Origin of the sequence: Gluconobacter sphaericus NBRC 12467 (genome assembly GCF_006539125.1) — a bacterium.
GTDB lineage: Bacteria > Pseudomonadota > Alphaproteobacteria > Acetobacterales > Acetobacteraceae > Gluconobacter > Gluconobacter sphaericus.
The window spans coordinates 278,810-295,365 of sequence record NZ_BJMK01000001.1 but is presented as its reverse complement, the minus strand read 5'-3'; the positions used below and the strand labels follow the sequence as shown (position 1 = coordinate 295,365).

The following is a 16,556-nucleotide window of genomic DNA, read 5'->3' as shown; positions in this document are numbered from 1 at the left end:
CGCCCCCTGATCCGGCAGCTTTGCGAGCTTTCTCCTGACGATAAGGGCAAACGACCAAAGCCGCCTGCCTCGTCCACCGGTCAGAATGACGCGCTGATGGTGCCGAAGAACTCCCGAACGGCACCACGCTCCATCGACTGATAGTCGCCGACGGCAGGGTTGTCGTTCTCGCCCATCATGGAGATGTATTTGGTGTTGAACAGGTTATAGACGTTAAAGCTTGCCGTGACGTCCTTGAGAACACTCAGCTTGCCAAAACGATACTGTGCACCCGCATTGGCCAACCAGTATCCACCGATCGAAGTGTCATTCATGAAGCTGTAATAACGGCGGCTGTAGTAATTCGCATCGAAATGGGCGGTCATGCCCTTCCAGCTATAAGCAATAGCAGCCTTGTACATCCAGGCCGGGTAATTGACGATATTCTTGCCAGCCAGAGCGTAGTAGCCGCCGACCGTGTCGACATTCCGGTCGTAAGTGCCCTTGTTGTAGCTCAGGTTGTTGCTGATGCTCAGGCCGTCGATCGGAGTAACCGTGATATCACCATTCGCACCCGTCATGGAGATATGACCGAAATCAATGACCTGCGAGACCGGATTGGTCAGGGAGCCGACAGCTGCCGCCAGGATCGGGTGGATCAGGCTGGCATGATAGACGGTGGCGTTCGCCTGAAGGAACTTCGATGTGTAGCGGTAGCCGCCGAGATAGACCCAAGCCTTGGAGGGCTCTAGGGACTTCTTCTGGGCCTGGAACGTAGCCTGATCCTGCACGGAATAGACCGAGTTCGCGACGCCATAGGCCGAAACCTCATAGGCACGCATGTTCTCGGCCACGTCCACATAGATCTCGTGGTGACGGTTGATGTGCCAGTCCAGATTGACGTGCGGCAGGAAGGCCTGTGAGGCGGTCAGAGAGCCGTTCGGCAGGGCGTCGGCACCCGTCCAGTCAGCATTGTTGTACTGCGCACCGCCAGAAGTCGTCGCCGTCATGGACTTGAACCCGGCATGCAGGGTCAGGCCCTGGGCGAGCTGAATGCTGTCCTGCAGGTGGAACTGCATGACGTTCGTGGTCCACTGGAAGTTGTAACCTTCGAGGAAGGCCGGACCATAAACATCATAAGGCCCAACGGCCTTAAGCGGTGCACCATGCCCCAGAAGCGGCTGCTGATAATTGAACAGCCCTGCCTGCTGGTTGTTATTCTCGTACCAGACACCCCCTTCGAAGGTGTGACGGCCCCATTTGTAACGCAGGCTGGTGTCGAGGCCGTAGCGCTCCTGACGGTTCTGCCAGACTTCTTCGGAAAAGGGCGCACCATTCGGCGAGGGATCGTCCGAATCCGTATAGCTGTAGTAACCCGTCTGGCTGTGACCATAGATCGTGGTGTTCCAGGTCAGATGATCGGTCAGAGCAAGATCGAAATGCAGGCCGCCCATATAGTTGGTTTCGGCTTGACCACCGTCATACATGGCGATGTTAGCGCCATCGATGCCCGGTACGTTCCCATAACCGGCCGGCAGCGCGCTCGTCCCATTGGCAATCCCATAGGCCAGGGCGTAATTCGGATAGAGATGCGGCGTGCGCCAGCCAAGGTTCTTCAGGATACCGATGGATGTATCCGGATAATTCCACTGCGCCAGGCTGGACCAGTTGAAGAAGGCAGACATGCGGCTGCGTTCATTGATCGGCTGGACGAGCTTGGCATCGACCTGCTGCATGAACTGGTCTCCGCTCCCCATCCACATGCCTTCATCGGTGCGGGCATAGGACGTATAGAACTTCGTACCGGTCGAATTTAGCTTTCCGGAGTCCAAGCGGACATAGGTACGATACGAGCCGTAACTGCCGAAAGACTGGCTGACCTTGCCCCCACGTTTGCCCTCGGGGTCCGAAGAGCCAATCTGGATCGTGCCGCCCAGCGTGTTGGTTGAAGGCAGTTCGACCGAACCTGCGCCCTGCGACATGCGCATGGATTGGATATCGTCAGGAATGATGGCCGACGCAAGGCTCATGCCGCTGACGGACTGATACGTCTGGTCGTTCAACGGAACACCATCTACCGTAACGCCCATCTGGTTCATGAAGAAGCCGCGAACGTAAAGATTGGCGCCGAAACTGTCGATTCCGAACGGATCGGTGGAACTGAAGCTCACGCCCGGCGTGCGGTCGAGCATTTTGTAAGCACTGGTCCCCGGAACATACTGGCGCATGATCGCCTTGGAGACGGCCTGCTCGGCATCGCGGCCCGTCAACTGACGGCCGGTAACAGCGACGCTTTCTGTTGCATGGGATTCCAGTGCCTTGCTCTGGCGGCGGGCAGGCACGTTCCAGGTCGGCGTGTTTTTGCCTCCCGCAGTCTGAGCGGTATTCCCGGCATGGCGCGCGACCACATGCGTGCGAGCATGTGCCGTAACCGGCGCCGCATCATCAGCAACCTGAAGAGGCGGATGACCCGCAGCCAGGGCTGACTGACGGACTGCAAACAGTGCGATGGAGGAAAGAAACAGGGATCTGGTTCGCACCGTGGCCGAAACTCCGGAAACTGGGATTTATAAACTTTGGGAAGCGGTCTCCTAAACGTGCCTGCGCCGCCCGCAAAGCGCCAGCATTGCCAGATGATGTTTCAATGACACCAGAAAGATGGTTTTTGTGCCGCATGTTGCGGGAAAGACGCGCTGCGTCGGTGAAGAATGATCTCTTCCTGTGGTGGGGCTTTGCCTGTTAAGTTCATTCTCAACAAGACGACGTCGCGGTTTCATCACGGATCAGGATACTCATGTCGCAGACTATTTCTGCCTCTTCTGCTGCCGCCGAAAGCACATCTCCGAACCCGGATCGGGTCATCGACCCGAATATCGGTGAATATTCTCCCGTAGAAGATGTAATCCGGAAGAGCGGGGATCTTCGACGCGTCCTGTCCAATCCTGACTACTGGTACCCGGTTGCCTGGTCGCGCGAACTTAAGCGCGGCAAGACCATCGGCACGCGTTATGCCGGACAGCCGATCGCACTCATACGCCCCATGGACGGCAGCGTATTCGCATTGGAAGACCGCTGCGCGCACCGGCAGGTTCCGCTTAGCCTCGGCAAGGTCAGTGGTGAAGCGGTCCAGTGCTGCTACCACGGATGGGCCTATGGCCGTTCGGGCCGCTGCATCGACGTGCCTTATCTGGGCAAGGGCAAGCTTCCGAACGGTGTGCGGACCTATCCGTGCCGCGAGGAGGGCGGGCTGATCTTCATCTTCCCGGGCGATCCGGCAAAAGCCGAGAGTACACCGTTTCCGCAGTTGGGCTCGGTAGGCAACCCCGAATACAAGACCCGCCGTTTCGGCGAGACCGTCTCGTGCCATTACAGTTTCATGCATGAGAACCTGATGGATATGAACCATCAGTTCATGCACATGAAGCAGATGGGCCAGATGAAACCCCGCTTCCTGGGCGGGCGGGACGAACCCACACTGGTCGAAGCGCGCTATAGTTTTGCCCGGACCGGCGGCAAGCAGCCCTGGGGCGAGACATTCATTTTCGGCGAGCGCCGCGACGCGAGCGAAAAATACGCCCACAAGGACGTCATGACGATCCGGACGGAATATCCATACCAGACACTACGCATCGCGACGGGTGACGAGCCGCCGGTCATGGATCTGTGGATCGTCTATGTCCCGCAGGATGCGGAGCAGAAGACCTGCCGCGTGTTCGGACTACTCTCGATCCGCCGCCCGAAGGCGAAGCTGGTTCTAGACATTGCCTGGCCGTTTCTGGTTGCATTCACGGAGCGGATCTTCAAGGAAGACCGGGACATCGTGGAGCTGGAACAGGCTGCGTGGAACGAACAGGGCGGCGACCGCAATCAGGAAGTCTTCCCGGTCATCAACATGCTACGCCGGCTTCTGGCCCGCTGTGGCGTTCCGACCGACAAGCCCGCGGACGATCAGGTGTCTTCATCCTGACATGACACCAGAACTCAAGGCAGGGGAACTGGTTCTGCGCTCCCTGCAGCCAGGTGACGCTCCGGCAATCCATCGTCTCATCAATGACTGGAGCGTCGTGCGGATGCTCAGTCGTCTGCCCTTCCCCTATCCCCGCGAACTGGCGGAGCAGTGGATCGACTCCACTCGCCGCGACAGCGCCCAGGGCATCGCACATCACTTCGCCATCACCCGCGACGGAGCCCTGCTGGGCGCAATCGCGCTGGTACTGTCTAATGACCGGCGTTCAGGGTCGCTCGGATACTGGCTGGCCCCGACGGCGTGGGGACAGGGTCTAACCACGCTGGCGGGTCAGCGCGTCGTGGAATGGGGCCTAACGGTTCTGCAACTGGAGAGAATCACGGCCGACGCCGCACAGGACAATGTCGCATCAGCGGCAGTTCTAGGAAAACTCGGCTTTGTGAAGACGGGAACATCCAGCCGACGTTTCGTCTCGCGCGGGCAGGACTGCCCGATCGATCTGTTCGAGCTGCCGCGCTCAACGTTTCTCACAAAGACGCTGGAGCCAGTCGAGGCGCCAGCTCCCCCTCCCGCTGAGGCCATTTCAGTCGTCGCAGAACGGCCAAAACCCCGGACATTGCTGGTCGTGGCGGCTGCCCTGCTTGATGCTCAAGGACGGATCCTTCTTGCCAGGCGTCCGGAAGGGAAGCGTCTTGCGGGACTTTGGGAGTTCCCCGGTGGCAAGGTCGAGCGCGACGAAACACCTGAGCAGGCGCTGATTCGGGAAATGCGCGAGGAACTGGGGCTGGATCTGACGGGGGCCTGTCTGGCGCCCTTCACCTTCGTTAGCGAAAACGCCGGGCCGTTTCATCTGCTGATGCCGCTTTACGTGGTGCGACGCTGGCGGGGTGTTCCCACCCCGCGCGAAGGCCAGACGCTGGAATGGGTCGCGGCCGCCGATCTCGGCCGCTATGCCATGCCCGATCCTGACCTTCCCCTGATCCCGCTTCTGCAGGAACTTCTGGGCTAGGTCAGCCGTTCAGGCGGAACACCTGCTGCGGAACACCCGCGACATCCGTGCGGAAGGTGAACAAGGAGCCGGACTGCGGCTCTTTCGCCAACGTCTCTGCGTCCAGTCCCTTGCGCGCCGTCGTCACGAAAACTGTTTTCAGGTCATCGCCACCGAAAGCGACTTTCGTGACATTCGTGGCGGACATGGGAATCGGCGGCAGTTCCGTACCATCCGGCTTGAAACGCGCCACACGCCCACCACCCCAGGCTCCACACCAGATGGTCCCTTCACTGTCGGTCACGATCCCGTCGGGGTAGCCATGCTCCAGTCGGGCGAAGACACGCTCATTGGCGAGATCGCCATCTGCTTTGATATCGAAGGCGTAGATCGTCTGCTCCGGGCTATCGCAGACATACAGCACCTTGCCGCACGGAGAGACGGCGGGACCGTTGGAGACGGTATAGCCTTCGTCGTGATGGGTGATGTTCAGCCCCTTGCCGTCGTGAACGACGCGATAGATTGAGCCGGAGGGATTTTCCTCACCATCGTCCATCGTACCGAACCAGACGCGCCCCTGCGGATCGACACAGCCGTCATTGAGCCGGTTGCGGGGCTTTTCGGCTTCCACGATCGTATGCTCGGAGAAGCTGCCGTTACGCGGGTCGAAGCGGCGCAGCCCGTCCGGCATCCCGGCCAGGAATGTTCCGTCCGCGACTGGAAGCAGGAACGCCACGCGGTCCGGCGCGGACCATGTCTGATGGGCACCGCTGGCGGGTGTAAAGCGATGGATCTTCGCTTCGGGGATATCCACGAAATACAGGCTTTTTTCACCCTCAATCCAGACAGGCCCCTCCCCAAGCGTCGTTCGCAGATCGAGAATGCATTCGGGCTGGTAAAGCATGATGCTGGTCATGGTTCCTCCTGATGAAAACGAAATTCCAGAGCGGGTTTGTCCTCGACAACGCGAGGGGAGCCGTTACGTTCTGTGCTGAAGACTATCAGGAGCGGACGACAGATGCTTCAAAAAACTGCGTGTTTTCTCGTCATCGGCAACGAGATCCTCTCGGGGCGCACACAAGACGCCAATACCCGGGTTCTGGCCCAGGCGCTCAATGCGCAGGGCATCCGGCTCATGGAAGTACGGGTCATTCCGGACATCGAAGAGCGGATCGTGCGAACGCTCCGCGAATGCAGCGCGGCATTCGATCTCGTTTTCACGTCAGGCGGCATCGGCCCCACGCATGACGACATCACGGCCGAATGCGTCGCAACCGCGATGGGAGCACCGCTGGCCCGGCATGAGGAAAGCTTCCAACTGCTGGAAGCCGCGCTAGGTGCGGACCGGTTCAACGCAGCCCGCCAGCGCATGGCCTATCTGCCGAAGGGCTCCACGCCGATTCTTAACACGGTATCAGTGGCGCCCGGCTTTAGTATCGGCAACGTCCATGTCATGGCCGGCGTACCGTCGATTTTTGCATCAATGGTCGCGTGGCTAGTGCCGCAGCTGGAAAAGGGCGCACCGCTCGTTTCCGCCAGCTGGCACGCCGCAGGCCTGAAGGAAGGCGATTTTGCCGCCGATCTGGCGACGCTGCAGAGAACATTCCCGACGGTCGATCTCGGGTCCTATCCCTACCATCTGACTGATGGCGCAAGCGGCGTGGCACTAGTCGCCAAGGGCTATGAAGCGGGTCTAGTCGAGAAAGCGGCCCTGGCGCTGCATGATCTCATCATGGCGCATGGACGCGAGCCACTGGCCGGTGAAGCGGCGCACAAGCAACCAGCCTGAAAAAACAAAGCCGCTGCAGGGAAGCAGCGGCTTTTGAAGGCTTCCTCAATGCAGAGGGGCGCGGGTCATGGAGAGGAACTTGTCCCGGCGTTTCTGGATCAGTGCCGGTCCGGTGAGACCCTGAAGGGAAACGAGCTCGTCAGCAATCGCATTCCCGACCGCCTTGACAGCTTCTTCCGGAGCACGCTGGGCGCCACCGAGGGGCTCTGGAATGATACGGTCGATTACACCAAGGGATTGAAGGTCCTGTGCCGTCAGCTTGAGGGCTTCCGCTGCAGCCGGAGCCAGCTTCGGATCGCGCCACAGGATGGACGCCGCTGCTTCTGGCGAAATCACGGAATAGATCGAGTGCTCGAGCATCAGGATGCGGTCGCCCGCGCCGATGGCAATGGCACCGCCAGAACCGCCCTCGCCGATCACGGTCACGATCAGCGGCACGGGAGCCTTGAGGCAGACATCGATCGACTTCGCGATAGCCTGAGCCTGTCCGCGCGCTTCGGCATCGATTCCCGGCCACGCGCCGGCGGTGTCGATGAAGCTCAGGACCGGCAGTCCAAAACGTCCGGCCATTTCGATCAGGCGCTGCGCCTTACGATAACCCTCGGGACGGGCCATGCCGAAATTGTGCTTCAGGCGCGTTTCGGTGTCGTGACCACGCTCAGTTCCGACAACAACAACCGGCTCGCCACGAAAACGGGCCAGGCCACCGATCATGGCGTTATCGTCACCGAAGGCGCGGTCACCGGCCAGCGGCGTATAATCCGTGGTCAACAGACGAACGTAGTCCAGCGCCTTGGGGCGCTGGGCGTGACGGGCCACCTGCACTTTTTGCAGCGGCGTCAACTTGGCATAGGTCGAGCGGAGCTGCTTGTCGGCCTTTTCAGACAGACGGGCAATCTCGTCATCGATATTAATGCCGCTGGTGCCGGAGTCCTTGCCCTGGCTGCCCATCTGGCGGAGTTCGTCGATCTTGGTCTCGAGTTCGGCGACCGACTTCTCGAAATCTAGGAATTGGCGCATGGCCAGCCGGATAGCACGCCTGCGCGTCCGGAAACAGTCCCTCCGACATGTGGAATGATCTGTTCAGTCCGCGTCGATCGGGGGCACTGCTTTCTGCGCCAGCGGATGATGCATCGCCACGGCCTGTTGCAGGCGTTCGGACATGACCTGCGTATATATCTGGGTTGTGGCGATATCCGCATGCCCCAGCAGCATCTGAAGCGCCCTCAGATCGGCCCCGTGCGCCAGAAGATGGCTGGCGAAGGAGTGCCTCAGGACGTGGGGGCTGACACGGTCAGGGTCCAGCCCGGCTTTCAGGGCGCAGGCGAGCAGGATCTTGTCGAATCCCTGCCGTGTCAGATGTTTCTGCGGATTGCGTCCGGGAAAAAGCCAAGGACTGCAGAGATCGCGATCGAAATGCACGAGTTGATCCGCCGCCTCCCGCGCACTCTGGGACAAAGGCACCAGTCGTTCGCGCCCGCCTTTCCCACGAACCAGCAGCATAGGTCCACGGACAAGCACGCAGGTTGCCGGCAAAGCCAGCAGTTCGGAAATGCGCAGGCCAGTCGTATAGAGCAACTCCAGCGCCGCGCGGGAGACGATATCCCGGCGCTCATTTTCATGTCCGCGCGTACCGATTTCCAGCAAGAGGCGGATTTCGTCTTCATCCAGCGGCCTGGGAAGAGAGGACGTTATTCGGGGGGCCTGCTGGCGCTCAGTTGGATCGTCCTCGCGTACCGACTCGAGCATCAGAAAACGATAGAACTGGCGCAGGCAGGAGAGACGCCGGGCCGCTGTCCGCGCCGCCAGTCCAGCACGGGAGAGTTCCGCAAGATAGGACCGGACCTCCTCTCCCCGGGCTTCAAAAAGGGAGAGCGGCGCGCAGTGTGTTGCGAAATCGGCAAGGTCAGAGGCGTAGGCCTGACGGGTTTTCAGCGCCGCGCCGCGCTCGGCGGCAAGCATCTCCAGAAAAGCCTCGACATGCCTGTTCTCTACCTGGGCGTCACTGTCGCGCGCCATGAAGAGCGGATCAGTGCGCAGGAAGCGGAGCGACAGGTGCGGGCTGGGCTGGCGATGCCTTGGGAGCCGGCATCGTCGGCAGCGGCGTGGAAGGCGTCAGCTGGGCAACGGGGGCAGCCGCGACGGGAGCAGAAGCCGGAGCCGGCTGAGCTGCAGGCATCGGTCCGGTTGCTGGCACAGGCGGCATAGCGGGGAGCGCAGCCTGCGGAGCGGAGGAAGCTGCGAACGCGCCTCCGGGCAGATCCTTGTGGACCATGGTCTGGGCAGGTGGGGTGGCGGTCATGCCCAGACGCAGAAACGCTCCGCCGGCGCCCAGAACAAGAAGGACAGCAACAGCCCCACCGATCATCGGCAGGCGGAAAAGGGAACGATCAAGATTTGCCATTGGAAAAGGTCTCGAAGTGAAGGCAGGACGTGCTCCTTCTCCTATGATAGGTAGCAGGGCATGTCACGCCTGCCTTTCCCCCTTTCAGCCAAGCCGGAACCCTTTTTCTCACCCGATGGCATACCGTCACGCACGGTTGTGCTCGTTGGAATGATGGGGGCCGGCAAAACCACCATCGGACGGCGCCTTGCCCAAATCTGCGGGCTGCCGTTCGTGGATGCCGATATCGAGATCGAAAGAGCGGCTGGCTGTTCGATTCCCGAAATCTTCGCCCGCCATGGCGAGGCATCGTTCCGGGACGGCGAACGCCGCGTCATCCAGCGACTCCTCGACGGCCCACCCTGCATCCTTGCAACGGGCGGTGGGGCCTGGATGGATGCCCAGACGCGCCATCTGGTCCGCCGTCATGCGGTTTCGGTCTGGCTGCGTGCCCCGGTGCATGTCCTCGTCAAGCGGGTTGCCGGACGTACGGGACGTCCGCTTCTGGCGCAGGGACGCCCGGATGAGGTGCTGGAGCGGCTGGTCGGGCTGCGTTACCCCGTCTACGCCGAGGCGGACATCATTATCGATTGTGGAGATGATACAGTGGAACAGGGCGTGCAGCGCGTACGGGAAGTCCTGGAAGAATATCGTAGGCCAGAGACAGTTCACGTGTCGCTCAGCCATCATAATTATGATGTGCTGATTGGACCGGATCTCATTTCTCAGGCAGGCGCCCGGCTGGCCGCGCACCTGCCCCAAAAGCGCGTCGTCGTTATTACAGATGCAACCGTGGCTGAACTGCATCTGCCGCGACTTCTGGCATCGTTCGAGGACACCGGCATCCGCGCGGATGTGATTTCGGTTTCAGGCGGCGAGGAAAGCAAGTCCCTCGCCTGCTACGGCGATGTCATGAACCAGCTTCTATCCACAGGCATCGAGCGCAAGACAACCATTGTCGCCCTAGGTGGTGGCGTCGTGGGCGATCTGGCCGGCTTTGTCGCAGCGACAGCCCTGCGTGGACTGCCCTTCGTACAGATCCCGACCACACTTCTTTCGCAAGTGGACAGCAGCGTCGGCGGCAAAACAGGCATCAATGCCGCGGCAGGCAAGAACCTGATCGGGGCGTTCCATCAGCCCATCGCAGTTCTCGCCGACAGCTCCGCGCTGGCGACCCTGCCCCGTCGCCAGCGGATTGCAGGATATGCCGAAATCGTCAAATCCGGCCTCATTGCCGATCCGGAGCTGTTCGCCTGGTGCGAAGCACATGGACACGCAGTGCTGGACGGCGATCCTGCGGCTCTAGCAGAGGCTGTGCGTCGGGCCTGCGCCTTCAAGGCAGCGGTCGTGGTGGCAGATGAAAAAGAACAAGCTTCTGTCGGCGGCCGGGCGCTGCTCAATCTGGGACATACGTTCGGGCACGCTTTGGAAGCAGAACTGGGATATGACGGACGCCTGCTCCACGGCGAAGGGGTCTCGATCGGGATTCATCTGGCCATGACCCTATCTGTGGAACTTGGTTACGCGCCAGTCGAAGACCTGCACCGACTGGACTGTCATCTGCGCAGTCTCGACATGCCGGTGAGTTTTGACTGGTTCCGGGAGTCGTTCTCCGCCGATACGCTTCTGCGCCACATGACTCGGGACAAAAAAATGCAGGATGGGAAGGTTGCCTTCGTTCTGCTGCGCGGGATCGGGAAGGCCTTCACAACCCGTGATATTTCTTCAGAAATAGTGCGTAATCTACTCATCCGCGAAGGCTGCCGCCCGTGAGGAATCTTAAAATTCCGTCACATGGCAGCTAAATAACTGTTTTACTTCCATTTTTGCATAGCTGATTTCTACTCCAGCCTCTGGCTTCTGCTGGAACCATGAGCTAAGGCAACATAGACGCGAGGCGTAGATCGTGAAGCGGGCGAAATGGAATGTGGCTTTTATGTCACTCCCCTACCCCGAGTAGAGCCTGAAGACCCTGACTGGCTTTGTCGCAGGGAACTCTGCGCTCTATATGCGCTTATGCATCGCGCTGGGTCCGTTGGCGAAAGCATTTTCCAACGGCTCGAACGTTAGTCACTAAGAGGACGAAAACATGCGTCTCCGCACGGCACTCCTTGCCATGACGTCGATGGTCGCCGCACCGTCGCTTGCCATGGCCAGCACGATCACCGGCCCCTATGTCAACATTGGCGGTGGTTACAACCTGGTTCAGCAGCAGCACGGCTCCTTCTCGCCGACAACGCAGGCTGACGGCACGAGCAGCAACGCTGCTTCGAGCTCCCGCTACCGCCACCACGACGGCTTCACCGGTTTCGGTTCATTCGGCTGGGGCTTCGGTAACGGCCTGCGCGTTGAAGTCGAGGGTCTGTACAACTACTCTCAGATCAACCACCGTCGCCCGACGGCTGTTAACGGCATGACCCACGGGTCCGACCAGGCTTATGGCGGCCTCGTCAACGTGCTGTATGACATCGATCTCGCCAACTTCGGCCTGAACGTCCCCGTCACGCCGTTCGTCGGTGTCGGCGCTGGCTATCTGTGGCAGCACTACAACCCGACCACGACCAACTACGTGAACGGCGCTGTTGACCGCATGGGCGGCACGCAGGGCAGCTTCGCGTACCAGGGCATCGTCGGTGCAGCCTACGACATCCCGAACGTTCCGGGTCTGGCCATCACGACGGAATACCGCTTCATCGGTCAGGACTTTGTCAACGGTCCGTATCATTCCACGGCCTACAACGCTTCCGGCGTGCACAAGGGCAACGTGAACTTCGACCAGCGCTTCTCGCACCAGTTCATCCTGGGCCTGCGCTATGCCTTCGACACGGCTCCGCCGCCGCCGCCGCCGGCTCCGGTTGTTGTTCCGCCGGCTCCGACCCCGGCCCGCACGTATCTCGTGTTCTTCGACTGGGACAAGTCTGACCTGACGGGCCGCGCCCGTGAGATCGTCGCCCAGGCAGCCCAGGCTTCCACGCACGTCCAGACGACGCGCATCGAAGTCAACGGCTACACGGATAACTCTGCTGCTCACCCGGGTCCCCGCGGCGAGAAGTACAACCTGGGTCTGTCCAACCGTCGCGCTTCCAGCGTGAAGGCTGAGCTGATCCGTGACGGTGTGCCGGCTGCTGCCATCGACATCCACGGCTACGGCGAGTCCAAGCCGCTGGTTCCGACCGGCCCGAACACCCGCGAGCCGCAGAACCGTCGCGTCGAGATCATCCTGAAGTAATTCAGACATGATCTGACGCCGGGGTCTTCGACTTCGGTTTTGAGAAAGGCGTCCTTCGGGGCGCCTTTTTCTTTAGGTAGCCACCATACCGGAAACGAAACTCTCCTTGCAGCTGACTTTCCCTACAGGCTAGAGCGGGCGCACCCCGAGCCCCCGGAGACATGCTCCTTGTCACTCAGCCGCATTTTCTATCCACGCACCCGGTCGGAAATCATCGATCAGTTCCTGCGTTTCGGGGCGGTGGGCGGTCTAGGGTTTCTGGTGGACTGGGGAACGGTATCGCTGCTCCGCTCACCTCTGGGGCTGACCGCGGCAACCCTGACCGCATATTTCGTTGCGGCGACCGAGAACTGGCTCCTCAACCGGTTCTGGACTTTCCGCCTCTCGGCAGCCTCGAACCAGCACATGGCCCTGCAGTGGCTGCGATTCCTGCTAGCCAATTCGGTCGGCTTTCTCCTCAATCGCGGCATGGTCTTCCTGCTGTACGCAACGGTTCCGCTGACCGTTCGTCATCCAGTGATTGCACTTGCTGCAGGTGCTCTGTGCGGCATGATCGCCAATTTCAATCTTTCGCGACACCTCGTCTTCCGGGCGCAGGCTGACGGCACAATGCCGGCAGCTAACTCCAACCTATCTGTTTTCCCAGACAACAGCACCGGACCACATAACCGCAATGACTGAGGGCCGCATTTCCAAGGCGGCCACAATAGTCTAAGGACAGACAGATTATTTCCCTGTCTTCCCGGAACTGACGCTCCCTCATCATGACCAGCACCAACGATATCAGATCGGCCTTTCTCGAATACTTTGGTTCGCAGGGCCACCGCATCGTTCCTTCAGCATCCCTGGTGCCGCAGAACGACCCGACACTGCTGTTCACCAATGCTGGCATGGTGCCGTTCAAGAACGTTTTCACCGGTCAGGAAACACGCCCCTACTCCCGCGCCACCACGGCACAGAAGGTCGTACGCGCAGGAGGCAAGCATAACGATCTCGACAATGTCGGGTACACGGCGCGCCATCACACCTTCTTCGAAATGATGGGCAATTTCAGTTTCGGGGATTACTTCAAACCTGAAGCCATCGAATTCGCCTGGACGCTGCTAACGCGCGATTTCGGCCTTCCGAAAGACAAGTTACTCGCTACGGTCTATGCGGAAGACGAGGACGCAGCCGATCTCTGGAAGAAGATCGCCGGCCTGTCCGACGACCGGATCATCCGCATCGGCACCTCGGATAATTTCTGGCGCATGGGTGATACGGGCCCGTGTGGTCCGTGCTCCGAGATCTTCTATGATCACGGCGACAGCGTGTTCGGCGGCCCCCCGGGCAGCCCGGACGAAGACGGGGACCGCTTCGTCGAGATCTGGAACCTCGTGTTCATGCAGTTCCTCGACCAGCCGGATGGCTCGCGCGATGCCCTACCCCGTCCGTCGATCGACACAGGTATGGGACTGGAGCGTTTTGCCGCGATCATGCAGGGCAAGCGCGACAACTACGATACCGACACGATGCGCGCGCTGATCGAGGCCTCAGCCGAAATAATGCATCAGGACGCCGATGGCCCATTCAAGGCCAGCCATCGCGTTGTGGCCGACCATCTGCGCTCCACTGCATTTCTGATCGCCGATGGCGTGCTGCCGTCCAAGGAAGGCCGCGGCTATGTGCTACGTCGCATCATGCGTCGCGCCATGCGCCATCTGCACATCATGGGTGCGAAGGAGCCGGTGTTCTATCGACTGCTGCCGGCATTGATCCAACAGATGGGCGCGGCCTATCCGGAACTCGTCCAGCATCAGGCCCTGATTGCACAGACGCTGAAGGGCGAAGAAGAACGTTTCACTGCCCTTCTGGAACGCGGCCTGACGCTGCTCTCCGACGAACTTGACCGTCTGGGCGACAAGGAAGCTCTTCCGGGTGACGTAGCGTTCAAGCTCTATGACACGTTTGGTTTCCCGCTGGATCTGACGCAGGATGCGCTGCGTGAAAAGGGCCGCACAGTGGATGAGGCCGGTTTCGACACGGCCATGACCGAGCAGCGCAAGCGTGCGCGTGCGGCCTGGGTCGGGTCGGGGGATGCCGCGGCTGAAACGGTGTGGTTCGACGCACGGGACAAGCATGGGCCGAGCGAGTTCCTCGGTTATGTGTCTGAAAAGGCCGATGCGGAAGTTCAAGGAATCTTCCGGGGCAATGACGAACTTGCCGAGGCACCTTCTGGTGACGATACTGTTGCGATCCTGCTGAACCAGACCCCGTTCTATGGTGAAAGCGGCGGTCAGGTTGGCGATCATGGAACACTGACGGCTCCGGGCCTACGCGTCGAGATCACCGATACACAGAAGCGCAATGGCGATCTGATCGTGCATTACGGCAAGGTTGTCGAAGGGACGCTGAAGCCAGGCATGGCTGTGCATGCCGAAATTGATCACGCGCGCCGCACGGCGGTGCGTGGCCATCACTCCGCAACCCATCTGCTGCATGAGGCCCTGCGTCGGCAGATCGGCACGCATGTCACGCAGAAGGGTAGTCTCAATGCGCCGGAGCGTCTGCGCTTCGATATCAGTCAGCCGCGTCCACTGACGGATGAGGAGCTGGCTGCGGTCGAGGCAGAGGTCAATACCCGCATCCGCGAGAATGCCCCGGTCGAAACGCGCCTGATGACACAGGAAGAAGCCGTGGCAGAAGGCGCAATGGCTCTGTTCGGCGAGAAGTACGGTGATGAAGTCCGCGTGGTCTCGATGGGCAAGGGTGACGATGATCGCACGGCCTATTCCATCGAGCTTTGCGGCGGCACGCATGTGAACCGTGTCGGCGAGATAGGGCCGTTCCGGATCGTGTCGGAAAGTGGCGTCTCAGCAGGCGTGCGCCGGATCGAGGCTGTCTGTGGTCTCGCTGCTGAAGCACTGGCACTGGAGACCGAGAGCCGTCTGAAGCAAATTGCGGACCTGCTCAAGGTTCCGGTCGCTGATGCTACCTCCCGCGTTGCTGCGCTTCTGGAAGAGCGTAAGTCCCTGACGGCGCAGGTCTCGGATCTTCAGCGCAAGCTCGCGACCGGCGAAGGCACCAGTGCCACGGAGAGCATCAACGGTATCACGCTTTCTGCACGCGATCTGGGCGATGTCAGCCCTAAGGAACTTAAGGGCCTTGCGGAGAGCATCTCCAAGCAGATCGGTTCGGGTGTCGTGGCGCTGATGTCCAGTGCCGATGGCCGTGGCAGCATCGTGATCGCCGTGACCAAGGACCTGACGGACCGTCTGGATGCGGTCAAGCTGGTGCGCGAGGCTTCGGCGCTGATGGGTGGCAAAGGCGGCGGTGGCCGGCCGGACATGGCTCAGGCCGGTGGTCCGGATGCGGACTCGGAGGCGGTGTTTGCAATGCTGCACAAGGCACTGGAATCCGCATAAGAAAACACGTCATGGTATGTCAGGCCGGTTACAAAGCATGGGGGGACCGAAATCATGCTTTACCTGCCCTGACAAAGCCTTCTAATTGCCCGGTAGTTCAAGATGAAGGAGAACACCATGGCCTGTGGTCGTGATACTCTGGCGAAACTGCTGGGCGGCGTCCGTCAATTCGAAACGGACGTCTATCCGGAAAATGCGGAACTGTTTGAAAGCCTGGCCTCCAGCCAGTCTCCATCTACCCTGTTCATTACCTGCGCCGACAGCAGGATCAGCCCCAGTCTCATTACCCAGACGGAGCCTGGCGAACTCTTCATCGTGCGCAATGTCGGCAATATCGTGCCGGCCTATGGCGAGATGCTGGGTGGAGTGTCGTCCGCCATTGAATACGCGGTTGGCGCGCTCAAGGTGAAGAACGTCATCATCTGCGGTCACTCCAACTGTGGCGCCATGGGCGCGCTAATGGATCTGAACTCGCCGAAGCTGGACAGCCTGCCGACGGTCAAGAGCTGGATGCGCCACGGCGAAGCTGCACGCGCTGCTTTGGGCGATCTGAAGGCCGAGGATGCTGGGCCGGAAGACATCCGCTCCCTCGCAGAATACAACGTGCTGCTCCAGCTCGTGCATCTGCGCACACATCCCACGGTCGTCCGGGCGCTGGCACAGGGTGCCCTTAAGCTTCAGGGCTGGTTCTACGACATCCCCAAGGGCGAGATCCTCATTCTCGACGAAGGCACGCGCAAGACGCGCACCGTCGAGAACGTGCTTGAGGAAATCCGCGCGGCCGAAGGACAGACAGCCTGAAGCACACTGCGGCTTC

The 16,556-nt window shown here is 60.5% G+C and carries 13 protein-coding genes; 8 read left to right on the top strand and 5 right to left on the bottom strand.

Going from position 1 to position 16,556, the window contains the following annotated elements; all coding sequences use genetic code 11:
- Positions 1-80 precede the first annotated feature (80 nt).
- Complete coding sequence (locus GSP01_RS01345; RefSeq protein ID WP_373320104.1) at positions 81-2,321, bottom strand: TonB-dependent receptor; 2,241 nt, start codon at positions 2,319-2,321, stop codon at positions 81-83.
- A 452-nt stretch (positions 2,322-2,773) separates the two neighbouring features.
- On the opposite strand from GSP01_RS01345, the gene GSP01_RS01340 reads away from it, so the two are divergent.
- Together GSP01_RS01340 and GSP01_RS01335 are read left to right on the top strand one after the other, a co-directional pair.
- On the top strand, positions 2,774-3,946 hold the full coding sequence (locus GSP01_RS01340) for a Rieske 2Fe-2S domain-containing protein (protein WP_225199039.1): 1,173 nt from the start codon (positions 2,774-2,776) through the stop codon (positions 3,944-3,946).
- 1 nt (position 3,947) lies between these two features.
- On the top strand, positions 3,948-4,955 hold the full coding sequence (locus GSP01_RS01335; RefSeq protein WP_141349858.1) for a bifunctional GNAT family N-acetyltransferase/(deoxy)nucleoside triphosphate pyrophosphohydrolase: 1,008 nt from the start codon (positions 3,948-3,950) through the stop codon (positions 4,953-4,955).
- 1 nt (position 4,956) lies between these two features.
- Here the strand turns inward: GSP01_RS01335 and GSP01_RS01330 are convergent, their stop codons facing one another.
- Complete coding sequence (locus GSP01_RS01330) at positions 4,957-5,850, bottom strand: SMP-30/gluconolactonase/LRE family protein (RefSeq protein WP_141349856.1); 894 nt, start codon at positions 5,848-5,850, stop codon at positions 4,957-4,959.
- A gap of 102 nt (positions 5,851-5,952) precedes the next feature.
- On the opposite strand from GSP01_RS01330, the gene GSP01_RS01325 reads away from it, so the two are divergent.
- On the top strand, positions 5,953-6,723 hold the full coding sequence (locus GSP01_RS01325; RefSeq protein ID WP_141349853.1) for a competence/damage-inducible protein A: 771 nt from the start codon (positions 5,953-5,955) through the stop codon (positions 6,721-6,723).
- A 45-nt stretch (positions 6,724-6,768) separates the two neighbouring features.
- Here GSP01_RS01325 and GSP01_RS01320 read toward each other — a convergent pair whose 3' ends face one another.
- The 3 genes from GSP01_RS01320 to GSP01_RS01310 form a co-directional block, all read right to left on the bottom strand.
- On the bottom strand, positions 6,769-7,743 hold the full coding sequence (locus GSP01_RS01320) for an acetyl-CoA carboxylase carboxyltransferase subunit alpha (protein WP_141349851.1): 975 nt from the start codon (positions 7,741-7,743) through the stop codon (positions 6,769-6,771).
- 63 nt (positions 7,744-7,806) lie between these two features.
- Positions 7,807-8,742: a tyrosine recombinase gene (locus GSP01_RS01315; RefSeq protein WP_141349848.1), complete on the bottom strand. Its 936-nt coding sequence runs from the start codon at positions 8,740-8,742 to the stop codon at positions 7,807-7,809.
- A gap of 10 nt (positions 8,743-8,752) precedes the next feature.
- Complete coding sequence (locus tag GSP01_RS01310; protein WP_141349846.1) at positions 8,753-9,127, bottom strand: hypothetical protein; 375 nt, start codon at positions 9,125-9,127, stop codon at positions 8,753-8,755.
- Between the two features lie 60 nt (positions 9,128-9,187).
- On the opposite strand from GSP01_RS01310, the gene aroB reads away from it, so the two are divergent.
- The 5 genes from aroB to GSP01_RS01285 all read left to right on the top strand — a co-directional run bounded on the left by aroB (position 9,188) and on the right by GSP01_RS01285 (position 16,540).
- On the top strand, positions 9,188-10,879 hold the full coding sequence (aroB, locus tag GSP01_RS01305; protein WP_141349843.1) for a 3-dehydroquinate synthase: 1,692 nt from the start codon (positions 9,188-9,190) through the stop codon (positions 10,877-10,879).
- A gap of 316 nt (positions 10,880-11,195) precedes the next feature.
- Complete coding sequence (locus GSP01_RS01300; RefSeq protein WP_141349840.1) at positions 11,196-12,335, top strand: OmpA family protein; 1,140 nt, start codon at positions 11,196-11,198, stop codon at positions 12,333-12,335.
- A 168-nt stretch (positions 12,336-12,503) separates the two neighbouring features.
- Positions 12,504-13,016, top strand: coding sequence for a GtrA family protein (locus GSP01_RS01295; protein WP_141349837.1), 513 nt, complete (start codon positions 12,504-12,506; stop codon positions 13,014-13,016).
- 83 nt (positions 13,017-13,099) lie between these two features.
- Positions 13,100-15,739, top strand: coding sequence for an alanine--tRNA ligase (gene alaS, locus GSP01_RS01290; RefSeq protein ID WP_141349835.1), 2,640 nt, complete (start codon positions 13,100-13,102; stop codon positions 15,737-15,739).
- Between the two features lie 117 nt (positions 15,740-15,856).
- Positions 15,857-16,540, top strand: coding sequence for a carbonic anhydrase (locus GSP01_RS01285; RefSeq protein ID WP_141350159.1), 684 nt, complete (start codon positions 15,857-15,859; stop codon positions 16,538-16,540).
- Positions 16,541-16,556: the final 16 nt, after the last annotated feature.

What these genes read in the sequence shown, in the direction of transcription:
- GSP01_RS01340 (WP_225199039.1), top strand. Translation starts at nt 2,774, where the DNA reads ATGTCGCAGACTATTTCTGCCTCTTCTGCTGCCGCCGAAAGCACATCT.
- GSP01_RS01335 (WP_141349858.1), top strand. Translation starts at nt 3,948, where the DNA reads ATGACACCAGAACTCAAGGCAGGGGAACTGGTTCTGCGCTCCCTGCAG.
- GSP01_RS01330 (WP_141349856.1), bottom strand. Translation starts at nt 5,850, where the DNA reads ATGACCAGCATCATGCTTTACCAGCCCGAATGCATTCTCGATCTGCGA.
- GSP01_RS01325 (WP_141349853.1), top strand. Translation starts at nt 5,953, where the DNA reads ATGCTTCAAAAAACTGCGTGTTTTCTCGTCATCGGCAACGAGATCCTC.
- GSP01_RS01320 (WP_141349851.1), bottom strand. Translation starts at nt 7,743, where the DNA reads ATGCGCCAATTCCTAGATTTCGAGAAGTCGGTCGCCGAACTCGAGACC.
- GSP01_RS01315 (WP_141349848.1), bottom strand. Translation starts at nt 8,742, where the DNA reads ATGGCGCGCGACAGTGACGCCCAGGTAGAGAACAGGCATGTCGAGGCT.
- GSP01_RS01310 (WP_141349846.1), bottom strand. Translation starts at nt 9,127, where the DNA reads ATGGCAAATCTTGATCGTTCCCTTTTCCGCCTGCCGATGATCGGTGGG.
- aroB (WP_141349843.1), top strand. Translation starts at nt 9,188, where the DNA reads ATGTCACGCCTGCCTTTCCCCCTTTCAGCCAAGCCGGAACCCTTTTTC.
- GSP01_RS01300 (WP_141349840.1), top strand. Translation starts at nt 11,196, where the DNA reads ATGCGTCTCCGCACGGCACTCCTTGCCATGACGTCGATGGTCGCCGCA.
- alaS (WP_141349835.1), top strand. Translation starts at nt 13,100, where the DNA reads ATGACCAGCACCAACGATATCAGATCGGCCTTTCTCGAATACTTTGGT.
- GSP01_RS01285 (WP_141350159.1), top strand. Translation starts at nt 15,857, where the DNA reads ATGGCCTGTGGTCGTGATACTCTGGCGAAACTGCTGGGCGGCGTCCGT.